Consider the following 21,438-nt stretch of genomic DNA (forward strand, 5'->3'; position numbering starts at 1 on the left):
CGTGACGCGCTTGACGCTTGAATGATCGGGTTTCGGACGTCAGCGTACGGGGAGTTACCGCCGGTCGGCTACGTGGGCCTCAGTGCGAGGTGCACCACGTCGGGGACGCCCCGGACAACCGGGATCTCTTCGGTGCGCACCGCCTGGAAACCGGCATTCCGCAAGGTTTTTTCGAAATTTGCTGACGGCTGTGCGGACCATACGGCGAGAACACCGCCCGGGTCGAGTCGATCCATGCAGGCGGCGAGGCCCGCGGGCCCGTAGAGCCCGTCGTTGTCCTCGGTCACGGTCCAATCGGGACCGTTGTCGATGTCGAGGCAGAGCGCGTCGTACGTCTCCGTGCTCGTGTGCAGATGCCGTACGAGGTCGGCCTCCACGATCTCTGTACGGGGGTCGGCGAGTGCCTCGGCGGACAGCTCGCGCAGCGGTCCGTCCCGGTGCCAGTCGATGATCGCGGGCTCCCGCTCGACGACCGTGATGCCGCCCCAGCGCGGGTCCGCGGCCGCGTGGGAGAGGGAGAAGCCGACGCCGAGGCCGCCTATGAGGACACGCGGCTTCGCGCGGTCGTCGAGCGGGCCGGCGGTGGTGAGGGCGGTGAGCGCCGCGTCGACGAGCCGCCGCTCGGAGCGGCCGTCGGAGGTGTCCATGAGGAACGTGCCGTTGGCGATGATCTGCAGCAGCTCGCCGTGCCGCCGCAGGACCACCTCGCCGAACGGGCCTTCGTGGCGATCGAGGACGACGGGTGGATCGGGGTCGTGCAAAGTCGTCATGGCCGCCATTGTTGCCGACCGCACCTATGTCCCGCCGGGCTTTTGTGTGTCCCACGTCTCACATGGCGCGCGTCACAGAGGGTGATGCCGACCGCGTCAGTCCTCCGGGGCGCCGACGTACTTCGCGTTCGTCAGCGGTGCCTCGATCCGCCAGCCCACCGACTCGTAGAGCAGTCGCCCCTCCGGTGTGCACGCGAGGACCGCGCGGGTCGCGCCGCGGGTGTGGGCGGCTTCCTGGAGCGTGGCCATGACCACGCGGCCGAGGCCCTTGCGGCGGTGGTGCTCGGAGGTCTCGATCTGGTCGACCACGGCGCTCGCTCCGGTCGGGGCGACCTGGCCGCGCGCGGCGAAGGCGCCCGAGGCGTCGGTCAGCAGGACGCGGGTGACGCCCGCGCGGGTCCAGACATGCCGGATGTAGCCCCTGGGGGCCAGGGGCGCCGGGGCCGCGGTGAGGTCCGTCGACATCAGGAAGTCGTCCGCCCCGTACGCCTCCCACTCCGGGCCCAGCCACGGCAGCACCCGCTCCGCGTCCGCGAAGACCTTCAGGTGGGTGCCGCGGCCGTGCGTCGACTCGGCCGCCTTGCGCACGGCCTCCTCGCGCACGGCGTCGTTGGTGGCGCCGACGACGTGCCGGCTCACGTGCTCCGGAAGGCCCACGTGAATCGTGTAACCCCAGGGCTCGGTGAGCGGGGGAGCGGTGCCGCGCGACGCGACCCAGCCGTCGATCCAGTCCCGTACGAGTTGCTCGCCCGTCATGACCGCACTCCCTTGCGTAAGGGTCCCTTCGTGGTTGCAGTTATTACATACGGTCGCCTCGTTCCGGCGGAAGCCGTGATCGCTGACAGCGAACGGCCTCTCCGGAACATCTGGGGACTCCCGAGCATTGAGTCGACATAGCTCAACTTGACTGCCGAAGGGGAGATCATGGCTTCGACGTCCACACCGCTCACCCTGCCCGTGCTGCCGCTCGACGACGAGGTCGTGCTGCCCGGAATGGTGGTGCCCCTGGACCTCAACGACACCGACGTACGAGCCGCGGTGGAGGCCGCGCAGGCCGCCGCACGCACAGGACCCAGCAAGCCGAAGGTGCTGCTTGTTCCACGCGTCGACGGCACGTACGCGAACACCGGCGTGCTCGGCACCGTCGAGCAGGTCGGACGCCTCGCCGACGGCGACCCCGGCGCGCTCATCCGCGGCGTCGGCCGCGTGCGCATCGGCGCGGGCACGACCGGGCCCGGCGCCGCCCTGTGGGTGGAGGGCCTGACCGTGGAGGAGGAGGTGCCGGACCCGCTGCCCGGCGCCATCACCGAGCTGGTCAAGGAGTACAAGGCGCTCGCCACGAACTGGCTGAAGAAGCGCGGCGCCTGGCAGGTCGTGGACCGCGTCCAGGCCATCGACGACGTGTCCGCGCTCGCCGACAACTCCGGCTACTCGCCGTTCCTCACCACCGCCCAGAAGATCGAACTGCTGGAGGCCGCCGACCCGGTCGAGCGGCTGAAGCTCGCCACCCAGCACCTGCGCGACCACCTCGCCGAGCAGGACGTCGCCGAGTCCATCGCCAAGGACGTCCAGGAAGGCGTCGACAAGCAGCAGCGCGAGTTCCTGCTGCGGCGCCAGCTCGACGCCGTCCGCAAGGAACTGCGCGACCTCAACGGAGAGACGGACGGCGAGGAGTCGGACGACTACCGCGTCCGCGTGGAGTCCGCCGACCTGCCCGAGACGGTGCGCGACGCCGCGCTCAAGGAGGTCGAGAAGCTGGAGCGGTCGAGCGACCAGTCGCCCGAGGGCTCCTGGATCCGCACCTGGCTCGACACCGTCCTCGAACTCCCGTGGAACGAGCGGACCGAGGACAGCTACGACATCCAGGGCGCCCGCGGCGTCCTCGACGCCGAGCACGCGGGCCTGGACGACGTGAAGGAGCGGATCACCGAGTACCTGGCCGTGCGCAAGCGCCGCGCCGACCGCGGCCTCGGCGTCGTCGGCGGGCGGCGCGGCGGTGCCGTGCTCGCGCTCGTCGGCCCGCCCGGCGTCGGCAAGACCTCGCTCGGCGAGTCCGTGGCGCACGCGATGGGCCGCAAGTTCGTCCGCGTCGCGCTCGGCGGCGTACGGGACGAGGCGGAGATCCGCGGCCACCGGCGTACGTACGTGGGTGCCCTGCCGGGCCGCATCGTGCGCGCCATCAAGGAGGCCGGGTCGATGAACCCGGTGGTCCTCCTGGACGAGGTCGACAAGGTGGGCTCCGACTTCCGCGGCGACCCGGCCGCGGCGCTGCTCGAAGTCCTCGACCCGGCCCAGAACCACACCTTCCGCGACCACTACCTGGAGGTCGAGCTCGACCTGTCCGACGTCGTGTTCCTCGCGACGGCGAACGTGCTCGAAGCGATCCCGGAGGCGCTGCTCGACCGCATGGAGCTGGTCCGGCTCGACGGGTACACCGAGGACGAGAAGGTCGTCATCGCCCGCGACCACCTGGTGCCGCGCCAGCTGGACCGCGCGGGACTCGCGGCCGACGAGGTCACCATCGGCGACGACGCGCTGCGCAAGCTCGCCGGCGAGTACACGCGCGAGGCCGGCGTGCGCAACCTGGAGCGGTCGGTGACGCGGGTGCTCAGGAAGGTCGCGGCCGAGCACGAGCTCGGCGAGCGCGAGCTGCCGTTCACCGTCGGCGAGGGCGATCTGCGTCCGCTCATCGGGCGGCCGCACCACGTGCCCGAGTCGGCGCAGGACCCGGCCGAGCGGCGCACGTCCGTGCCGGGCGTGGCGACCGGGCTCGCCGTGACCGGGGCCGGTGGTGACGTGCTCTTCGTGGAGGCGTCGCTCGCCGACCCGGAGACGGGCGCGGCGGGGCTGACCCTCACCGGTCAGCTCGGCGACGTCATGAAGGAGTCGGCGCAGATCGCGCTCTCCTTCCTGCGCTCGCACGGCGCGGAACTGGAGCTGCCCGTCGCCGACCTGAAGGAGCGCGGCGTGCACATCCACTTCCCGGCCGGTGCCGTCCCGAAGGACGGGCCGAGCGCGGGCGTCACGATGACGACGGCGCTCGCGTCCCTGCTGAGCGGGCGGCTCGTCCGTACGGATGTGGCCATGACCGGTGAGGTCTCGCTGACCGGGCGGGTCCTGCCCATCGGTGGCGTCAAGCAGAAGCTGCTGGCCGCGCACCGGGCGGGGATCACGACCGTCATCATTCCGAAGCGGAACGAGGCGGATCTGGACGACGTCCCCGCGGAGGTCCTGGAGAAGCTCGACGTGCACCCGGTGAACGATGTGCGGCAGGTGTTGGAGCTGGCGCTGGCGCCCGCCGACGTCGGGGTTCCCGTCGCCGCGTGACCTGCGGCGGGGGTGAGGTCCCGGGGCTCTGCCCCGGACCCCGCTGCGCAATCGCCGCAGGGGCTTGATCTGCTCAATCCGCCGTCGTGGCTCACCGCGGCAGGACAGCGGCCGGACTCCCTCTGGAGTCCGGCCGCTGTTTTTGGTCAGCCGTTGGCCAGTGCCACGACGCGGTCGAGCGCGCCGTTGAACTTGTTGTGGTCGCCGACCGTCGGGCCCGTCGACGTGTACTGCCACATGGTGTGGAAGGACCAGCCCGCCGGCAGGGTGCCGACCGTGCTCGCGTAGCGGGCGATCCACAGGGGGTTGTTGGCGGCGAAGCCGGAGTAGTTGCCCGTGCACTGGGTCCACCAGCTGGTCGCCGTGTAGATGACGGCGTCGCGTCCCGTGCGGGCCTTGTACTGGTTCAGGAAGTCCCGGATCCAGGTCACCATGCCGCTCTGCGTCTTGCCGAAGCAGGCCGCGCCGTACGGGTTCCACTCGATGTCGAGCACGCCCGGCAGCGTCCTGCCGTCCTTGGACCAGCCGCCGCCGTGGTCCACGAAGTAGTTGGCCTGGGTGGCCCCGCTCGTGGTGTCCGGCGTAGCGAAGTGGTACGCGCCGCGGACCATGCCCACGTTGTACGAGCCGTTGTACTGCTGCGCGAAGTAGGGGTTCGTGTAGTACGTGCCTTCGGTGGCCTTGGTGTAGGCCCAGCGCACGCCGCTGTTCCACAGCGTCGACCAGGCCACGTTGCCCTGGTGGCTGGAGACGTCGACGCCTTCGGTCTGTGTGGCGCGGCCGCCGGAGGAGGGCGGGGAGCCGACGCCGTCGTGCTCGGCGACCCCTGTGCCCATGTGGGCCTCGCCGCGGGCGGGGACGTCGGCGGCCTGCGCCGCACTCGGGAGAGTGAACAAGAGGGAGAGAGCAAGGAGCAGAGTGCCGGTGACGCCGAGACTGGTGCTGCGTCTGCGACGGTTGGTGACAGGTCTGTGCACAGGCATGAGCGGCCTCCGGGGACGACGTGGGGTGACGTTGCGGTGGCGCCAGTGCGCTCGATGGTGAGTGCATGCCATGACCGGCAGCGATAACCACGCTACGCACGTAGACCGGCCGGTGGAAGAGGGGTCGGTGTGTGCCGTTGGTCTACGCCTGCGAAATACTGGCGGAACTGCGGTGATGACCGTGATGGGCGAAAACTTTCAGATTCGGGAATCTCCGGGAAGCAGGGGAAAATCTGGTCATGGGTGCTGACGTGCGCGAAGACGGGAACGACGGGCGGCGGAGTGCGGAGACCGAGCTGCGAACCGCCGCGGCGCCGACGGCCGTGGACGGTGAATTCCTGGCCCTGGAGCGCGAGTTGACCGTCTTTCTGCGCCGGGCGAGGGCCAATTCCGGCGAGATGGCGCGCGAGGTCCACCCCGATCTGGAACCGGCCGCGTACGGGCTTCTCGTACGTCTGGAGGAGTGCGGGGCACAGCGGGCGACCGAGCTCGCCGGGTACATCGGCGTAGGCAAGGCGACGATGAGCCGCCAGCTGCGGGCCCTGGAGGAGCTGGGCCTCGTCGACCGCGCCCCCGATCCGGCGGACGGCCGGGCGTGGCTGGTCTCCCTCACCGAGTACGGGCGTGAGCACTTCCGGCAGGTGCGGGACGCGCGGCGGGGGCGGTACGTGCGGCAGCTCGCGGGATGGGACCGGCGGGAAGTGGCGGAACTGGCGCGGCTCCTGCACCAGTTGAATGCCGGCGCCGAATAGTCCCGGTCACAGCTCCACGTACGCCAGCGTCGCGTCGTCGTGGGTCTTGGCACGGCGGAGGTGGGTGCGGGTTTCCGCGTCCGCGTCCTCCAGGGCGCGCACGCGTGCCACCGTCGCCTCCGCGCCCTCCTTGCGTACGAGGGTGAACAGGTCCGTCCAGTCGCCCTCGTGGAACTTCTCCACCCAGCGCGTCACGCCGTCCGTCAGCGCGGCGAGCGCCCGTACCTCGCCGCGGGGGAGCGTGCCCGTCACCGCGCGGCGCGCCACCGCCGGGTCCGCGGCGGCCGTGAAGAAGCCGCCCTCCTTGTTGCGCACCGTGGCGTCGGCCACCTCGTTCGAGACGAGGTGGGCGCGCGGGACCCGGTCGAGGCGGTCGTCGAGCAGCGGGGTGACCGCGCCGTCCGGGGCCTCGACGAGCAACGCCGAGTCGGAGAGCACCAGATGTTCCACCCGCTCCGCGTCCCAGCGGGCCAGCACCACGGTCGCCTGCGGAGTACGCGGGTGAGAAAGGTCACATGTGTCGCGATGGGCGTCGGCGGTCCGGGCGATCGCCGTGCTCAGCGCGTCGGCCAGGCTCATGTCCCGCCGCGAAACGGACAGTTCGGCCAGCGCGCCGCCGAGGTGGGCGGTGAACCACGGTACGGAGTGCCGGCAGCCGTCGTCGGTGGCCGGGGGAGTGACCCCGTCGAGGACGACCAGCGAACCGCCGTGCCCTGCGGCCGGTGCGGCCACCGATACGTAGTCCTCGTTGGGTCGGTCGGCGGCGCCCGGCTCCGTGGTCAGTTCGATGCGCATGCGATCAGTCTGCACGAGGTGCCCTCACGGGACGGCGTGGCGCCACGAGTTGGAGCGCGTCGAACCGTGGTGGTCGGCGGTGCTTCCGTTCCGGTTCGACAACGATCCGAACCGGCTTGCGGAGCGCCGGATTTGCTTGGAATGATCACTTCCGTCTGGCGTGTGGCGGGGCATCTTGCCAAAGGGCGCCGAAGACGTCCAACCAGCGCGCGGTTGACAGAGCGTGATCACTGCACGGGAACTTGCTCCCCAACTCCCGCTCGATGTTCACTCCTTCGGGTGGCGGGCGAGGTGATGGGCGCCCCCTGCTCACCGGCACTGGAAGGGTCAGGAACCAGGCCAGAGGGTCACGAGTGTTGACGCAGCGTCACCTGGACCCATGCGTAGGACGAGTCAGGAATGCGAGCATCAGTGGGGAACACCTCCGGCGGTAATGGGGCCAGTGGGCTGGGTGTGTCGGGTGATGTCGCCCCAGGCCAGGCGCCCGAGGTGAGCCGCAAGGGTTCCGGCCGGGGCAAGCGCGTCCGGGTCCGCAGCCGATTGATCGTGGCGGTCGCCGTGGTCGCGGCCGCCGTCGTCGGCGCCGGGGCTCCGGTCGTCGTGGGCGCCTCCGACAACGTGGGCGAGTCGCAGAACCTCGTGGACGAGGCCCGGCTGACCCAGCAGGCACTGTCCCTGTCGCACGCGCTCGCCGACGAGCGGGACGAGGTCACCCGGTTCATCGCGGCCGGCCGGCCCAAGGGCCAGGGGCTGAGCGAGGCACGCGGGGCCCGCGTCGACCGGCAGGTCGACGAGCTGCGCGTGGACGCGAGTCCCGCACTGCGCAAGGACCTCGACGGGGTCGCCGCCGTGCGCCGCTCCGCCCTCACCGGCAAGGGCTCCGCCCTGGAGGCCCACGCCGCGTACTCCCGCTCCATCGGCGAACTGCACGCGCGCGCAGAGGACCTGGCCGAGCGCATACCCGTGCGCGCGGGCTCCGGGGCGTACGCGCTCGCGGACCTGGACCGCGCCGTCGAGCAGGCGTCCGCCGCGCGCGGACTGCTGCTCTCCGCGCTCGCCGTGCCGCGCACCACGACCAGCGGGATCGACCCCGCGACCGGACTGCGCAAGGCGGTCGTCGGCGAGTCCTCCGCCGCCCGCGCCCAGCGCGACGCGCTCAGCGCCGAGGGCCAGCGGGCCAGGGTGCGCGAGCAGGCCGCGCTCGACGACTTCCACGACTCGGGCACGACCTCGGCGGTCAACGCGTACGACTCCACCGTCACCGGCCCGGACGCCACGCGCGCCGAGGCCTATCTGACGCGCCTCGCCGACGCCCCGACGCTGAGCGACACCGAACTCGGCTACAACGCCAAGAGCGTCGAAGCCGCTCTCACCTCCCGCATCGACCTCATGCGCGGCGCCGAGTCCGCGCTCGGCGACCAGCGGGTCAAGCGCCTGGAGCAACTGCGCGACGACGACGTCACCGCGCTGGAGATCCGGATCGCGCTGGTCGGCGTCTGCCTCCTCGCCGCCGTCGGCGTGGCCATGGCGACGGCCCGCTCGCTGACCCACCCGCTCGCCGCGCTGCGCATCGGCTCCGCGCGCGTCGCGGGCGATCCGGCGGTCGAGGAACCGGTCAAGTACAAGGGCCGCAACGACGAGTTCGCTCAGGTCGTCGACTCCATCAACGCCCTGCACGCGCACGCCGTGGGGCTGCACGGCCGCATCGGCACCCTGGAGTCCGACCGCAAGCACCTCGTCGGCGAGCGCCAGCGGATGGCCGACGAGCGGGACCGCCTGCGCGGCGAGCTCGCCGAGGTCGCCGGCAAGCTGGACCGCGTCAAGCACTCCATCCACGGCACGTTCGTCAACCTGGCGCTGCGCACCCTCGGACTCGTCGAGCGGCAACTGGGCATCATCGAGGGCCTGGAGGAGCGCGAGCAGGACCCGGACCGGCTCGCCACGCTCTACAAGCTGGACCACTCCGCCACCGTCATGCGGCGGCACAGCGAGAACCTGCTCGTCCTCGCGGGCACCGAGCGCGGCCCGCAGCACGGCGGTTCGGTGGCGCTCGTCGACATGGTGCGCGCCGCCGTCTCCGAGATCGAGCGGTACGAGCGGGTGCGCATCGCCGCGCTCCCGCCGCACGCCCACCTCGCCGGCTTCGCCGCCGACGACCTCAGCCACCTCGTCGCCGAACTCCTGGAGAACGCGACGTCGTTCTCGCCGCCGGACGCCTCCGTCGAGGTCTCCGGCTGGCTCCTGGAGAGCGGCGCGGTCATGCTCTCCGTCCAGGACGAGGGCATAGGGATGACCGACGAGCGGATGCGCGAGCTGAACACGCGCCTCTCCTCGTTCACCGCCGAGGAGGCGCACGACCCCGAGGACGTCGACGGGTTCGGGCTCGGCCTGTACGTCGTCGCCCGGCTCGCGGTCCGCCACGGTGTGCGCGTACGGCTGCGCGAGCAGAAGCAGGGCGGGGTCGCGGCGGTCGCCGTGCTGCCCGCGTCCCTCTTCGCCGCCGCCCCCGCGGCCTCGGTGCCGCCCGCCGTCCTGGTGCCCGGCGCCGCACCCGCGGTCCGCCAGGCGGGCTCCGAGGCGGAGGCCAACTCCAACGAGCTGTACGGCCGCACCGTGCCGGAGGAGCTCGCCCCGGAGCACGGGGACCCGCTGATCGAGGCGGCCGAGCAGGCCGTGCGCGAGTCGGCGGAAGCGGTGGAGTCCGCCGAGTCGCCCGAGTCCTTCGAGCCGGTCGAGTCGCCCGCGGAGACGACCATGGCGCTCGGCGCGCCGGTACCGCCCGAGCCCGAGCCGGAGTCCGAGCCCCAGCCGGATTCCGAGCTTGAGCCCGAGCCCGAGCCGGAGTCCGAGCTTGAGCCGGAGCCCGAGTCGGCGCCCTGGCTCCCCCCGACCCCGGCCCCCGGGCCCGCGGCCGAAGTTCCGCGCCCGCGCGCGCCGCGCGAGGAGCCGGAAGAGCCCGCCGGACACCCCGAGCAGCCGGACCAGCCGCTCGACCGGCGGCCCGAACCGGAGTCCGAACCGCAGCCCGAACCGGCCGAACGCGTCACCGCGAAGGGCCTTCCCAAGCGCACCCCGAAGGTGGCCGCCCCCGCGTCCGCACCGAAGCCGCGCACCGGCTCCGTCGACGCGGACGCGCTGCGCCGCAAGCTCGGCGGGTTCCACCGCGGCGCGACCGCGGGCCGCCGTGACGTCACGGCCGAGCTCGCAGACAACCCTGGACGTAGAAGTGAAGCCGAGGGGGACACAGCCGAGGAGGCAAGCAGTTGACTGCGCCCACCCCTGCACTCAACGGACTAAAGGGAATGAACGGTCTCAGTAGCGAGGCACGCAACCTGCACTGGCTGCTCACCGATCTGGTCGAGGAGGTGCCAGGGCTCCAGTCCGTCGCGGTCGTCTCGTCGGACGGACTGCTCCTGCTCTCCTCCGATCCGGGTCGGCACGACGCGGCCCCGGCGACCGACGCGAGCACCGGCCCCAAAGGGTCGAGCGCCGACCTGGCGGCCATCGTGGCCGGGCTCGGTTCGCTGACCATCGGAGCCGCCAAGCTGATGGACGGCGGAGGCATCAAGCAGACGATGGTCGCGATGGACGAGGGCAGCCTCTTCGTCATGTCGATCAGCGACGGATCCCTGCTCGGGGTGCACGCCTCGGCCGACTGCGACATGGGCGTCATCGCGTACCACATGGCGCTCTTCGTCGGGCGTGCCGGGCACGTCCTGACGCCGGAACTCCGCAGCGAACTGCGCCAGTCGATGGAGGCCAGCCGATGACCCCCGGCTCTTCGAGCAGTGCTCACAGTCCGAACGGCACCAGTAGGACGTACGGAACGAGCAGGCTCCCCGTGCGCGGCGGCGACCGCAGGCCCGCGCGCGTCCGCCCGTACTCGCTGACCGGTGGCCGCACCCGCTTCGGCCATGTGCTGCTCGTGGAGACGTTCATCGCCAGCACCGCGGCGATCGAGGGCCCCGAGGAGCGCCCCGAGCTGGGCTCGGGCGGGCTCGCCGCCATCATGCCGGAGATGCGCGCCATCGTCGCGCTGTGCCGCCGCATGCGGACGGTCGCGGAGATCGCGGCGCTGCTCAAGATGCCGCTCGGCGTGGTGCGTGTGCTGCTCAGCGACCTCGCCGACCAGGGAAAGATCCGTGTATACGGAACAGGCCACGGCCCCGGACAGCCGGACCGGGCGCTCCTCGAAAGGGTGTTGAGTGGACTCCGCCGCCTCTGAACTGCTCGACGAACTGCCCTTGGAAGACGAGGAGTTGCAGGCCTGGCAGACCGACAGGACCCGGGCCCCCGTCGCCACGAAGATCATCGTGGCGGGCGGCTTCGGCGTGGGCAAGACGACCCTGGTGTCCGCCGTGTCGGAGATCCAGCCCCTCGAGACCGAGGCGCTGATGACACAGGCGAGCGAGGACACCGACGACCTCACCGCGACGCCGGAGAAGTCCACGACCACGGTCGCCATGGACTTCGGCCGCATCACGCTCGACGACGACCTGGTGCTGTACCTGTTCGGCACGCCGGGGCAGCAGCGGTTCTGGTTCATGTGGGACGACCTGGTGCGCGGGGCGATCGGCGCGGTCGTGCTCGCCGACACCCGCCGCCTGAAGGACTGCTTCCCGGCGCTCGACTACTTCGAGAGCTGCGGGCTGCCGTACGTGGTGGCCGTCAACCACTTCGACGGCACGACCGAGTTCGCGCCCGAGGACGTACGGGAGGCGCTCACCGTGCCGCCGCACGTACCGGTGCTGATCATGGACGCGCGGCGCCGTATCGCGGCGATCGAGACGCTCCTGGCGCTGGTCGGCCACGCCCTGGACGCGACCCCCGAGTAGTCGCGCGGAACCGTGCCCGCATAGTGGTCAAGCCCCGCCCCCCACACATTAGTTACGGCAGTTAAGGCAGTCTCATATGTCGCGGAAGATACTCGTCGTGGGAGCCGGCCAGTCCGGCCTCCAGCTCGCCCTCGGCCTGCAGACGCAGGGGTACGAGGTCACCCTGATGTCCAACCGCACCGCCGACGAGGTCCGTTCCGGACGGGTCATGTCGACGCAGTGCATGTTCCACACGGCGCTCCAGCACGAGCGCGACCTGCAGCTCAACTTCTGGGAGTCGCAGGCCCCGCGGATCGAGGGCCTCGGCGTCTCCGTCGCCGCGCCCGGTTCGCACGACCCGGGTCCCACCCAGCGCGCCATCGACTGGGTCGGCAAGCTGGACGGCTACGCCCAGTCCGTCGACCAGCGCGTGAAGATGGCCGGCTGGATGGAGACGTTCGCGCAGCGCGGCGGGCAGCTCGTCATCCACGGTGCGGCGGTCTCCGACCTCGACTACTTCTCCCGCACGTACGACCTGGTGCTCGTCTCGGCCGGCAAGGGCGAGCTGGTCTCGATGTTCGGTCGTGACGCCGCCAAGTCCCCGTACACCGAGCCGCAGCGGGCCCTCGCCGTCGCCTACGTGCACGGCATGGGCGTGCGCCCCGAGCACCCGGACTTCGACGCGGTGCGCTGCAACCTCGTGCCCGGCGTCGGCGAGCTCTTCGTGATGCCCACGCTCACCACCTCCGGCCGCGCCGACATCCTCTTCTGGGAGGGCATCCCCGGCGGACCGCTCGACGCCTTCAAGGGCGTCAAGGACCCCTCCGAGCACCTCGCGCTGACGCTGGAGCTGATGGAGAAGTTCACGCCCTGGGAGTACGCGCGCGCCACGAAGGTCGAACTGACCGACGCCAACGGCACGCTGGCCGGGCGCTACGCCCCGACCGTGCGCAACCCCATCGGCCGGCTGCCCTCCGGCGGTGCGGTCCTGGGCGTCGCCGACGTCGTCGTCGCCAACGACCCGATCACCGGCCAGGGCTCCAACTCGGCCTCCAAGTGCGCGGCGTCGTACCTCGCGTCGATCGTCGAGCACGGTGACAAGCCGTTCGACGAGGAGTGGATGCAGTCGGCGTTCGACCGGTACTGGGAGACGGCGCAGCACGTCACGAAGTGGACGAACACGATGCTGCAGGCTCCGCCGGAGCACGTGCTCAACCTGATCGGTGCGGGCGGGCAGCTCCAGCCGGTGGCCGACCGCTTCGCGAACGGCTTCAACGACCCGTCGGACTTCGAGAACTTCTTCTACGAGCCCGAGAAGACGGACGCGTACCTGTCCTCGCTCACGGGCGCCTGACCTCCACCGGCCGTGGGCCGTCCCGAGACGGCCCACGGCCGGCGCCGTGACGTCATCTCCGCATCACCGGGACTTCGCCCGGCCGTTGCCCGCGCTCCGTTTCCGGCGGGTAGAGCAGCCGCACGAAGCGAAGGCCGGACCGGTGAAGTCCGGTGAGCAGGAGGGTGGTTCCCATGGCCAGTTTTGTGCAGGCCCTGTTGGTGAAGGTCGGTCTCGTACTCGTCGAGGCGGTCGTCTCCCGGCTCGTGTACGAGCTGTACGCGGCGTACACGCGGTCACGACAGGCCGGTACCGCGACCGCCTGACATTTCTTCCGGTTCCTGTGCCGTCCCGTGCGCGCCTTCCGGTCCGGCCGCCGGTTCCCCTCGCCTGCTCCGGATCACCCAGGTCGCTCCGGCGACCGCCAGGGCCACCGGCCATTCGAGGGCTCCGGCCACCGCGAGGGCGCCGAGGCCGCCGTAGTAGACCACGTCCTTCGCGGGCGGTGCCGATGGCAGCCAACCGGTGACGGTCCGCGTGTTGTTCGCCAGGTCGCCCGGGGTGAAGTACGGGATGGGCAGCTTGGCGTCCAGCGTGTGGACCGCCAGGTGCTGCTCGCTCTCGTGCTCGTGGGTCTCGATCCGCTCGGACTTCTCGGCCGCCGAGGCCCGCTTCGCCCCGGCGCTCTCCTGCTTGCTCTTGGCTGGACTGGGCATGGCTGCTCCTGTCTCGTTGCCTGAGAGTGCTGTGCGTACCCCTGCCGGCCCCGGCCACACCCGCCTTCCGGTTCGCGATGCGGCCCTGCCGGAAGACCGGAATGCGACCGTGCCCGGGGGCCGGTTGTGCGGGAGGATACCCCCCTCTCGGAAGGTGGGGCCGCACGATGTGGGATCTGGGAATCGCCCGGTTGTCCGCGCTGGTCGGGCCGCTCTTCGCGGGCCTGCGGGAGTCGGACGACTCCCGCGTCCACATCCACGGGCCGCGGGCGCACATCGCGGTGCGCGGCTTGCAGGGGCCCCGGGGCACCGACCTCGCCGCCATGTACGAGCAGCGGCTCGCCGCCGTGCCGGGAGTCCGCTGGGCGGCGGTCAACAGCCATCTGGGCCACGTCGTCGCCGAGGCCGACGGAGCCGACGGCGAAGGCGGCGGGACCATCGAGGAGAGCACGGTCGCGGCGCTGGTCGACGCGGTCGAGGCGCTGGAGAGCGAGTACGCCGCCGCAGGGGACCTGCCCGGACATCCGCTGTCCCCCGTGCCGCCGCGGCGGGCCCGCCTCGTGCTCGCCGCTCACCTGGCCGCTCTGCCGGTGGCCGTCGTGGTCCAACTGGCGGGCCGCACCCCGGTTCCCGCGGCGGTGGCCTCGGTGGTGAGCGCCCTGGACTCCCAGCCCCGGCTGCGCCGCTCGGTGGAGCGCGTCCTCGGCGTCGACGACACCGAGATGGCCCGGGCCCTGCTCAGCGCGGTCGTCAACGCGGGCTCCGGGATCGGCCCCGGCCTCGGCGTGGACGCCGTCCGCCATGCCCTGCGCCTGATGGAACTGCTCGCCCACCAGTCCGCGTGGCGGACGGCGGAGCACCGGCTCACGGGCACGGCGGAGCGGTTCGCGGCCCCGGACATCCGGCACGCACCCCGTGAGGTGCCGCTGCGCACCGGTCCCGTGGAGCGGTACGCCGACCGCGCGGAGACGGTGGCGGCCGCCTCCTTCGCCGGGGCGGTGGCGCTGACCGGCCGGCCCCTGCACGCCATGGGAGCCGCCGTGTCGGTGATCCCGAAGGCGTCCTGGCTGGCCCGCGAGGCCTTCGCCTGCACGCTGGGCCGGGGTCTTGCCCGGCGCGGGCTGATCGTCGGCGACGTCGAGGCGCTGCGGCGGCTCGACCGCGTGGACGTCGCGCTCCTCGACACCGACGCCCTTCTGACGGGTGATCATCTCCTCACCGATCTGTGTCTCCTCGACGAAGACGACGACGTGGGGGAGTCGACCGCCGTCGCGTACCGGTTGTTCGACCCGCGGCGGCCGGACCAGGCGCACGAGGACGGACCGTGGCGGCTCGACGCGGTGGACCGCTGCCCCCGGCCGGACCCGGCGCACACGGAGACGTACGCGGCCTACACCGATGCCCGCACGCGGCTGGAGGAGGGCGGCGCACGCCAGGTACTCGGTCTGGTGCGGGGCGACCGGCTGCTCGCTCTGGTCGGGGCGGTCTCGGAAGTGGACGAGGCGTCGGGCGCACTCGTCGCCGTGGCGCGCCGCGCCGGACTCACGGTACTGACCACCCGGGCCGACTCGGGGCTGCCCGGCGTGCCGGGCGGCGACCGGGTCGTCGAGGGCGGCGAGCACCTGACCGACGCCGTGCGCGCGGCCCAACGGGACGGCTCGGGCGTGCTGTTGCTGTCCCGGCGACGGGACGCGCTGGCCGCCGCGGACGTGGGGATCGGGGTCGCCGCGCACGCCGACGAACTGCCGTGGGGCGCCGACGTCCACCTCGACGCGGATCCCGGGCAGGCGGCCGTGCTGCTGGCGGCGTGCGCGTCGGCGCGGTCCGTGTCGGGCTGGGGTGTGCGGCTCGCCCAGACATCAGCTGGACTCGGGGTGGCGATGTCCGCGGTGCAGACCGCGCGCCGGCCGATCGCCCGCTTCCTGATGACCGTCAACGGGGCCGCGGCGGTCGGCCTGGCCGTGGGGGTGTGGTGCGCGGCCCGGTCGCTGGCGCAGCCCGTGCCGGCGCGTACGGTGCGCCACCCCTGGCACGCGATGGACCCGGACACGGTGCTGGCCAGGACAGAGGGCAGCGCGGACGGGCTGACGTCGGATCAGGCGCGCGAGCGCCCACGGCCGCCCGAGCGCGCGGCCCCGCGCCCGTCCCTCGCGAGGGCGTTCGTCACCGAGACGGCCAATCCGCTCACGCCGGTCCTCGTCGGCGGGGCCGCGCTGTCCGCCGCCGTGGGCGCGGTCCTCGACGCGTCGATGATCCTGGCCGTCACCGGGGTGTCCGGCCTGATCGGCGGGGTCCAGCGCTTTCTCGCCGACCGGACGGCGGCGCGGCTGTACCACCGCACGGTGATCCCCGCCCGGGTCGTGCGCGACGGCGAGGAGACGGAACTGTCCGCGGAGCGACTGGTGGTGGGGGACGTCGTGGTCCTGCACGCGGGCGACGCGGTCCCCGCGGACTGCCGGCTGCTCACGGCCGACGGGGTGGAGGCCGACGAGTCGTCGCTGACCGGCGAGTCGCTCCCGGTGGCCAAGTCCGCCGCCCCGGTCCTCGCCCGGTATCCCGCCGAGCGCACGTCCATGGTCTACGAGGGCACGACGCTCGCGGCGGGGCACGCCCGCGCCGTCGTCGTCGCCACCGGCGAGGCCACCGAAGCGCGGCGCGGCACCGGGGGCGTCGACGACGAGGCCCCGCAGACCGGAGTGGAGCGCCGCCTCGCCCGGATCACCAGGGCCGCGCTCCCCGCTGCGCTCGCCTCGGCGGGTGCCGTGGTGGCGGCCGGGCTGTTCCGCGGCCGCCCGGTCCGGGAGACCATCGGCGCGGCCGTGGGTCTCGCCGTGGCCAGTGTCCCGGAGGGGCTGCCGTTCCTCGTCACGGCCGCACAGCTCGCCGCCGCGCGGCGGCTCGCCGAGCACGGTGTCTTCGTGCGCGACGCCCGCACCATCGAGGCGGCGGGACGCACCGACGTCCTGTGCTTCGACAAGACGGGCACGCTCACCCACGGGCGTCTCGCACTCGAATCCGTCCACGCCCGGGGCGACACCTTCCCGCTGGACAGCCGGGAACCGCAGCACCGGGCCGTCCTCGGCGCCGCGCTGCGGGCCACGCCGCGGGCCCGCGGCAGCCGCCGCCTGGCCCATGTCACCGACCAGGCCGTCTCGGCGGCCCTGCGCGAGCAGGGGGTGCGCAGGGACACGGGGGCGCCCGGCTGGAAGGCCACCGCTTCCCTTCCGTTCGAGCCGAGCCGCGGCTTCCACGCGGCGCTGGGCCGCGGCAAGGCGGGGGTCGTGCTGTCCGTGAAGGGGGCGCCCGAGGAGGTCGTGGACCGCTGCACCCACCGGGACGGCAGCGCCCTGGACCGGGCCGGCCGGCGGGCGGTGCTGGCCGAAGGGGAGGAGCTGGCCGCGGCCGGGCACCGCGTCCTCGCGGTCGCCGAGCGGCGGGAGGCCGTCGGGACCGGTTCGTTGCCGGACGGCGCCGAGCTGACCGACGAGGACGTGAGCGGCCTGGACTTCCTCGGCTTCCTGGCCCTGACGGACCAGGTGCGCGGGAGCGCCGTCGCGCCGATCGAGCGGCTCACGGACGCGGGCGTGCACATCGTGATGATCACCGGTGACCACCCCGACACCGCCGAGGCGATCGCCCGGGAACTGGGCCTGGTCAACGGGCACCACGTCGTCAGCGGCGCCGAACTCGACAACCTCGACGACGCCAAGCTCGCCGAGATCCTGCCCACGGTCGGCGTCGTCGCCCGCGCCACACCGCACCACAAGGTCCGGGTCGTGCAGGCCTTCCAGAGCATGGGGCGCACGGTGGCCATGACCGGGGACGGCGCCAACGACGCGCCCGCCATCCGCCTGGCCGACGTCGGCATCGCCTTCGGCGGCGGCAGCACCCCCGCTGCCCGGGCGGCGGCCGACCTCGTGGTGACCAACAGCCGCCTCGAACCGGTCCTGGCGACCCTGATCGAGGGGCGCGCCCTGTGGGTGACGGTGCGTCAGGCGCTGGCGATCCTCGTGGGCGGCAACCTGGGGGAGATCGCGTTCGCCGTGTCGGCCGCGGCGCTCACCGGCCAGTCCCCGCTCACCGCACGGCAGTTGCTCCTGGTGAACCTGTTCACCGACCTCGCCCCAGCGGTGGCGGTGGCCACCCGCGACCCGGGCGGTGTCCTGACGTCAGGACCGCTCAAGGAGGGCCCCGAGATCTCGCTGGGCGCCGCCCTGGCGCAGGAGACCGGAGTGCGTGCGGGCGCCACCGCGCTCGCCGCCCTCGCGGGATGGCTCGTGGCCCGCGTCACCGGCCGCCCGGCCCGGGCCCGCACCGTCGCCCTGCTCGCCCTCGTCGGCGCGCAACTGGGGCAGACCCTGCTGACCGCGCCCCGCAGTGCGACGGTCCTCGCGGCCGTCGTGGGGTCGGCGGCCGCGCTGGCCGCCGTGGTGCAGACCCCGGGGGTCAGCCACTTCTTCGGTTGCACACCGCTCGGCCCGTTCGCGTGGGCCATGGCCGTGCTCGCTGCCGCGGGGGGAACGCTGGCCTCGGTCCTGTTCCCCGACCCCGCCGTGGGGCGAGCGAGCCGACCGGCCCTGACCGCGGCCCCGCTACCGTCCTGAAGGAGCCCCGGCCGCGCCGTACCCCGTATCGCCCCCGTCCATCGCCCCCTCCGGCAGCGCCGGCGCCCGGTACCCCGACATCTGCGGCGCTCCCGGATCCGGCCGGACGGCGCCCAGCAGGGGGTTCGCCGCGATGGGGGAGACCTTGACGTCGGCGCCGGGGCGCGGGGCCTGGACCACCATGCCGTCGCCCAGGTAGATCGCCACGTGCGTGGCCTTGGGGAAGTAGACGACCAGGTCGCCGGGGCGCAGCTCCGACAGGGGGATCCGCGGCAGCGAAGCCCACTGCTCCTGCGACGTGCGCGGGACGGCCCGCCCCGCATGGGCCCACGCCTGCGACGTGAGACCGGAGCAGTCGAAGGAGTCCGGCCCCTCCGCACCCCAGACGTACGGTTTGCCGATCTGGCGGACGGCATAGGAGAGCGCCTTGTCGCCCGCCTCCGACGGCGCCTTTCCGGTCGAGCTGAGCGCTCCGGACGCCATGAACGCCCGTTGGGCACGTGATGTGCCCTGCGCCTCCAGGCGGGCCACGTCCGCGAGCTGGTCGGCCGTGAGCGAGGAGAGCAGCTGCTCGACCTCCTTGAGGTGGCCGCGTACCTTGTCGCGGTCCTTCTTCTGCCGCTCCGCGAGCCGAAGTTGATCGTCCAGTGCGGCCCGCGCCTTCGTCGCCAGCGCGTCCGCCTTCTTCTCCCGGCCCGTGAGCCGGTCCACGGTGGCCTTCTGCTCGCGCGCCGCCCGCCGCATGACGTGGCCCTCGTCGAGCGCCTGCTGGGGGTCGCGGGCGAGGAGCAGGCGCAGATACGGGGAGAAGTCGCTGCGCCCCTGGTACTGGTCGCGCGCGAGCCGCCCGGCGTCGGTCCGGCTGCTGTGCAGCGAGGAGCGCGCCGCGGCCAGCTTCTTCGCGAGGTCGTCGGCCGTCCTCCGGCGGTCCTTGAGGGCCTCCGCCGTCGCGTTGTACGTCTCGGTGGCCGCCTCGGCGTCCTGGTACAGGCGCTGGAGGTCCGTGAGGAGGTCGGCGACGGAGCCGGTCCCACCGTCCTCCGGCTCCGGGTACGGAGCCGCGCTCGCGGGCAGCGGTGCGAGCAGCGCCCCCGTGACGGCCACCGTGCACACCCACCGCACAAGCCTGCCTGACACCTGATCACCTCCGGTGCGGGCCAACCCCTGTGCCCCGCACCGTGAACATGAACAGACGGGCGGCCCGCCCACGCGCCGGGCTGCTCGCTTCGGCCCAACCGGACCACCCGTCCGGTGCCCGCCCGGCGCGTCCGCTTTACGCCTCGGGCGACCGGTTCCTCGACCAGGGCCACGTGACCGCCCGCTCGACCTTCCCGTCGGGCGCGAACGCGTACCGCCACTTGGCCACGAGCCGCACCCCCTTCCTGCCGGGCACCGCCTCCCGTACGTAGACGAGCACGGTGTCCGGGCCGCCCTCGGCGTCCGGCACCGGAACCCGGTAGACCTTCGGCGGGTTCCCGGTGGCGGTCACCAGTACCGGCAGGGTCCGCCCGTCGAGGGGGCCGCCCACAAAGGGGATGTCTTCGCTCTTCACGCCACCAGTGTCACGCAGGCCGGCGCCCGGCCCTCACTCACAGCAGATGTCCCGCCCCGGCGACCACCGGCAGCACCCTGCGCGCCAGTTCCCCCACCGGCCCCTCCGGCGACTCCAGCGCCAGCGCGTACCGCACCACTTCCGCGGTCTGCGGGTCCCGGCCCGCCGTCGCCGTGAGGACCGCCATGAACTGCTCGACGAGCCCGTCCCGCAGCTCGTCCAGCGGCGGCTGCTTGTCCTCGTCGAGCCAGATCAGGGAGGCCGCCTCCACCGCGGTGATCCACATGCGGACGGTCATCCGCAGGCGCGGCCCCGGCGCGTCCTGGCCGAGGTGGCTGAGGATGTGCTCGGCAGCGGCCCGCCGCACCCCGTCCACGATCGCCGTCGTACGGGAGGTCTCCACCACGCTGCCGCCCTGGAGCAGCGCCGCGAAGCCCATGTCGTGCTGGTCGACGAAGCCCAGGTAGCGGTCGAGCGCGCGGGTGAGGCGCGCGGTGAGCGGGCCCTCGGGCGGCTCCGCGAAGCACTGCTCCAGGTCGTCGGCGGCGGAGCGCAGCGCGGCCTCGTACAGCTGCTGCTTGCCGCCCGGGAAGTACCGGTAGACGAGGGGCCGGGAGACCCCCGCGACCTCCGCCACGTCGTCGAGCGAGACCTCCTCCGGCGCCCGGTGCGCGAACAGCGACAGCGCCGATTCGAGCAGCTGGGCCCGCCGCTCCTCGACGCTGAGCCGTTTGTAGGCGGGCGTGCCGGTTGCCGACGTCATGCTTCGAAGCGTAACCGGCACGCCATGTCCACCGTCTAGGCCAGAAGTCCCGAGGATCGCCACATCTGCCGGCCGATGCCGCGCAGCACGCCGATGTCGTCGAGGAAGTCGGTCAGGCGCTTGGCCCCGGTCTGCATGACCTCGCGGCGGTGGCCGCTGGCCTTGACCTGGGCCATGGCCTCCTTCTTGTTCAGGCCCACGTTCTCGTACACCTGCGGGTTGATGAACGCCACCGAGAAGACGCGGGCGAACTCGCCCGAGGTGAGGCGCGTGAACTCCTGCGACCAGCGCGGCGCCGTCATCATCTGGCGGCGCAACTCCTCTCGCGCGTACCGGACATGGCGTGCCTCCTCCACGACGTGGATGCGCGTCACGCCGCGGATCAGCGTCTGCACGCGCTCGTCGGGGAAGGTCAGGCGCTGCATCCAGTCGAGGATCTCCTCGCCGAGCAGCGTCGCCGTGAACGAGCCGGGGGTCGTCGAGACCGTCTTGAAGAGGCGGCCCAGATTGTGGTGGACGGGCGCGACCGGGTAGTGCGGGGTGCCGCCGCGCGTGATGAGGCGGGCGAACATCTTCGAGTGCCGGCACTCGTCCTCGATCTCGGTGAGCGCGTAGCGCACGTGCGCGCTCGTCGCCGCCTTGTCGTAGACGTGCCGGACCAGGAGCTGCATCAGGATCAGTTCGAACCAGATGCCCAGCGAGGCCAGGGCCGCCGCCTCGTGCTGCGACAGCAGGATCCGCTGTTCCTCGCCCATCCGCTTCCACAGCGGGGTGTCGTACAGGGACACCAGCTCGGGCGGCCAGAACCACTTGCCCTCTTCGAAGGGAGCGTCCCAGTCCAGCTCCTTGTCCGGGTCGAAGGAGTGCTTGGCGGAAGAGTCGAGCAGCCGCTCGGCCACCTGCTCCCGGTCCTTGAGCAGACCGAGCGCGTCGCGCAGTCCCGCCAGCGCGTCGGCTTCCGTCATGGTCGTCATGGCTGTCCCCACCTCGTCGTACGGGTGTGCATCGGGCGGACGCCGGTTACCGGCG

The 21,438-nt window shown here is 72.6% G+C and carries 18 protein-coding genes; 9 read left to right on the plus strand and 9 right to left on the minus strand.

Going from position 1 to position 21,438, the window contains the following annotated elements:
* Positions 1-68: 68 nt before the first annotated feature.
* Both ACY34M_RS29455 and ACY34M_RS29460 read right to left on the minus strand, forming a co-directional pair.
* On the minus strand, positions 69-770 hold the full coding sequence (locus ACY34M_RS29455; protein WP_462721362.1) for a spermidine synthase family protein: 702 nt from the start codon (positions 768-770) through the stop codon (positions 69-71).
* Between the two features lie 96 nt (positions 771-866).
* Complete coding sequence (locus ACY34M_RS29460) at positions 867-1,526, minus strand: GNAT family N-acetyltransferase (protein ID WP_462721363.1); 660 nt, start codon at positions 1,524-1,526, stop codon at positions 867-869.
* A gap of 168 nt (positions 1,527-1,694) precedes the next feature.
* Here ACY34M_RS29460 and lon point away from each other — a divergent pair, with 168 nt between their 5' ends.
* Positions 1,695-4,097: an endopeptidase La gene (lon, locus tag ACY34M_RS29465; RefSeq protein ID WP_462721364.1), complete on the plus strand. Its 2,403-nt coding sequence runs from the start codon at positions 1,695-1,697 to the stop codon at positions 4,095-4,097.
* 146 nt (positions 4,098-4,243) lie between these two features.
* Here lon and ACY34M_RS29470 read toward each other — a convergent pair whose 3' ends face one another.
* Positions 4,244-5,080 (minus strand): lysozyme, encoded by an 837-nt coding sequence (locus tag ACY34M_RS29470; protein WP_462721365.1) that lies wholly within the window; start codon positions 5,078-5,080, stop codon positions 4,244-4,246.
* A 239-nt stretch (positions 5,081-5,319) separates the two neighbouring features.
* Here ACY34M_RS29470 and ACY34M_RS29475 point away from each other — a divergent pair, with 239 nt between their 5' ends.
* On the plus strand, positions 5,320-5,832 hold the full coding sequence (locus tag ACY34M_RS29475) for a MarR family winged helix-turn-helix transcriptional regulator (protein WP_462721366.1): 513 nt from the start codon (positions 5,320-5,322) through the stop codon (positions 5,830-5,832).
* A gap of 6 nt (positions 5,833-5,838) precedes the next feature.
* Here ACY34M_RS29475 and ACY34M_RS29480 read toward each other — a convergent pair whose 3' ends face one another.
* The gene (locus ACY34M_RS29480) at positions 5,839-6,627 is read right to left on the minus strand and encodes a protein phosphatase 2C domain-containing protein (RefSeq protein WP_462721367.1); all 789 of its coding nucleotides are present in this window, start codon (positions 6,625-6,627) and stop codon (positions 5,839-5,841) included.
* Between the two features lie 399 nt (positions 6,628-7,026).
* Here ACY34M_RS29480 and ACY34M_RS29485 point away from each other — a divergent pair, with 399 nt between their 5' ends.
* The 6 genes from ACY34M_RS29485 (at position 7,027) to ACY34M_RS29510 (ending at position 13,100) form a co-directional block, all read left to right on the plus strand.
* The gene (locus ACY34M_RS29485) at positions 7,027-9,894 is read left to right on the plus strand and encodes a sensor histidine kinase (RefSeq protein WP_462721368.1); all 2,868 of its coding nucleotides are present in this window, start codon (positions 7,027-7,029) and stop codon (positions 9,892-9,894) included.
* 35 nt (positions 9,895-9,929) lie between these two features.
* Entirely contained in the window at positions 9,930-10,397 is a 468-nt protein-coding gene (locus ACY34M_RS29490; protein ID WP_462721369.1) for a roadblock/LC7 domain-containing protein, read from the plus strand.
* Positions 10,394-10,852, plus strand: coding sequence for a DUF742 domain-containing protein (locus tag ACY34M_RS29495; RefSeq protein ID WP_462721370.1), 459 nt, complete (start codon positions 10,394-10,396; stop codon positions 10,850-10,852). Before ACY34M_RS29490 ends, ACY34M_RS29495 begins: the two co-directional genes overlap by 4 nt.
* Positions 10,833-11,462, plus strand: coding sequence for a GTP-binding protein (locus ACY34M_RS29500; protein ID WP_462721371.1), 630 nt, complete (start codon positions 10,833-10,835; stop codon positions 11,460-11,462). Before ACY34M_RS29495 ends, ACY34M_RS29500 begins: the two co-directional genes overlap by 20 nt.
* 76 nt (positions 11,463-11,538) lie before the next feature.
* Entirely contained in the window at positions 11,539-12,795 is a 1,257-nt protein-coding gene (locus ACY34M_RS29505) for a styrene monooxygenase/indole monooxygenase family protein (protein WP_462721372.1), read from the plus strand.
* Positions 12,796-12,968: 173 nt separating this feature from the next.
* A complete protein-coding gene (locus tag ACY34M_RS29510; RefSeq protein ID WP_462721373.1) occupies positions 12,969-13,100 on the plus strand; it encodes a hypothetical protein in 132 nt (43 codons plus the stop codon).
* Here ACY34M_RS29510 and ACY34M_RS29515 read toward each other — a convergent pair.
* Complete coding sequence (locus ACY34M_RS29515; protein WP_462721374.1) at positions 13,071-13,490, minus strand: hypothetical protein; 420 nt, start codon at positions 13,488-13,490, stop codon at positions 13,071-13,073. The genes ACY34M_RS29510 and ACY34M_RS29515 overlap by 30 nt on opposite strands.
* Before the next feature lie 167 nt (positions 13,491-13,657).
* Here ACY34M_RS29515 and ACY34M_RS29520 point away from each other — a divergent pair, with 167 nt between their 5' ends.
* Complete coding sequence (locus ACY34M_RS29520; protein WP_462721375.1) at positions 13,658-18,094, plus strand: cation-translocating P-type ATPase; 4,437 nt, start codon at positions 13,658-13,660, stop codon at positions 18,092-18,094.
* Here the strand turns inward: ACY34M_RS29520 and ACY34M_RS29525 are convergent.
* The 4 genes from ACY34M_RS29525 to ACY34M_RS29540 all read right to left on the minus strand — a co-directional run bounded on the left by ACY34M_RS29525 (position 18,083) and on the right by ACY34M_RS29540 (position 21,383).
* Positions 18,083-19,231, minus strand: a complete 1,149-nt coding sequence (locus ACY34M_RS29525; protein WP_462721376.1) for a C40 family peptidase — start codon at positions 19,229-19,231, stop codon at positions 18,083-18,085. The genes ACY34M_RS29520 and ACY34M_RS29525 overlap by 12 nt on opposite strands.
* A 136-nt stretch (positions 19,232-19,367) precedes the next feature.
* The gene (locus ACY34M_RS29530) at positions 19,368-19,646 is read right to left on the minus strand and encodes a hypothetical protein (RefSeq protein ID WP_462721377.1); all 279 of its coding nucleotides are present in this window, start codon (positions 19,644-19,646) and stop codon (positions 19,368-19,370) included.
* Positions 19,647-19,683: 37 nt separating this feature from the next.
* Positions 19,684-20,409: a TetR/AcrR family transcriptional regulator gene (locus ACY34M_RS29535; RefSeq protein WP_462721378.1), complete on the minus strand. Its 726-nt coding sequence runs from the start codon at positions 20,407-20,409 to the stop codon at positions 19,684-19,686.
* Positions 20,410-20,444: 35 nt separating this feature from the next.
* On the minus strand, positions 20,445-21,383 hold the full coding sequence (locus ACY34M_RS29540; protein ID WP_462721379.1) for an AurF N-oxygenase family protein: 939 nt from the start codon (positions 21,381-21,383) through the stop codon (positions 20,445-20,447).
* Between the last annotated feature and the right edge of the window lie 55 nt (positions 21,384-21,438).

The sequence above is a fragment of the Streptomyces sp. EDA2-14 genome (assembly GCF_054963755.1).

Coding starts and splice junctions, on each gene's coding strand:
- ACY34M_RS29490 (WP_462721369.1), top strand. CDS start 9,930: ATGAACGGTCTCAGTAGCGAGGCACGCAACCTGCACTGGCTGCTCACC.
- ACY34M_RS29510 (WP_462721373.1), top strand. CDS start 12,969: ATGGCCAGTTTTGTGCAGGCCCTGTTGGTGAAGGTCGGTCTCGTACTC.
- ACY34M_RS29475 (WP_462721366.1), top strand. CDS start 5,320: ATGGGTGCTGACGTGCGCGAAGACGGGAACGACGGGCGGCGGAGTGCG.
- ACY34M_RS29520 (WP_462721375.1), top strand. CDS start 13,658: ATGTGGGATCTGGGAATCGCCCGGTTGTCCGCGCTGGTCGGGCCGCTC.
- ACY34M_RS29495 (WP_462721370.1), top strand. CDS start 10,394: ATGACCCCCGGCTCTTCGAGCAGTGCTCACAGTCCGAACGGCACCAGT.
- lon (WP_462721364.1), top strand. CDS start 1,695: ATGGCTTCGACGTCCACACCGCTCACCCTGCCCGTGCTGCCGCTCGAC.
- ACY34M_RS29485 (WP_462721368.1), top strand. CDS start 7,027: ATGCGAGCATCAGTGGGGAACACCTCCGGCGGTAATGGGGCCAGTGGG.
- ACY34M_RS29505 (WP_462721372.1), top strand. CDS start 11,539: ATGTCGCGGAAGATACTCGTCGTGGGAGCCGGCCAGTCCGGCCTCCAG.
- ACY34M_RS29515 (WP_462721374.1), bottom strand. CDS start 13,490: ATGCCCAGTCCAGCCAAGAGCAAGCAGGAGAGCGCCGGGGCGAAGCGG.
- ACY34M_RS29535 (WP_462721378.1), bottom strand. CDS start 20,409: ATGACGTCGGCAACCGGCACGCCCGCCTACAAACGGCTCAGCGTCGAG.
- ACY34M_RS29455 (WP_462721362.1), bottom strand. CDS start 770: ATGACGACTTTGCACGACCCCGATCCACCCGTCGTCCTCGATCGCCAC.
- ACY34M_RS29480 (WP_462721367.1), bottom strand. CDS start 6,627: ATGCGCATCGAACTGACCACGGAGCCGGGCGCCGCCGACCGACCCAAC.
- ACY34M_RS29460 (WP_462721363.1), bottom strand. CDS start 1,526: ATGACGGGCGAGCAACTCGTACGGGACTGGATCGACGGCTGGGTCGCG.
- ACY34M_RS29540 (WP_462721379.1), bottom strand. CDS start 21,383: ATGACGACCATGACGGAAGCCGACGCGCTGGCGGGACTGCGCGACGCG.
- ACY34M_RS29470 (WP_462721365.1), bottom strand. CDS start 5,080: ATGCCTGTGCACAGACCTGTCACCAACCGTCGCAGACGCAGCACCAGT.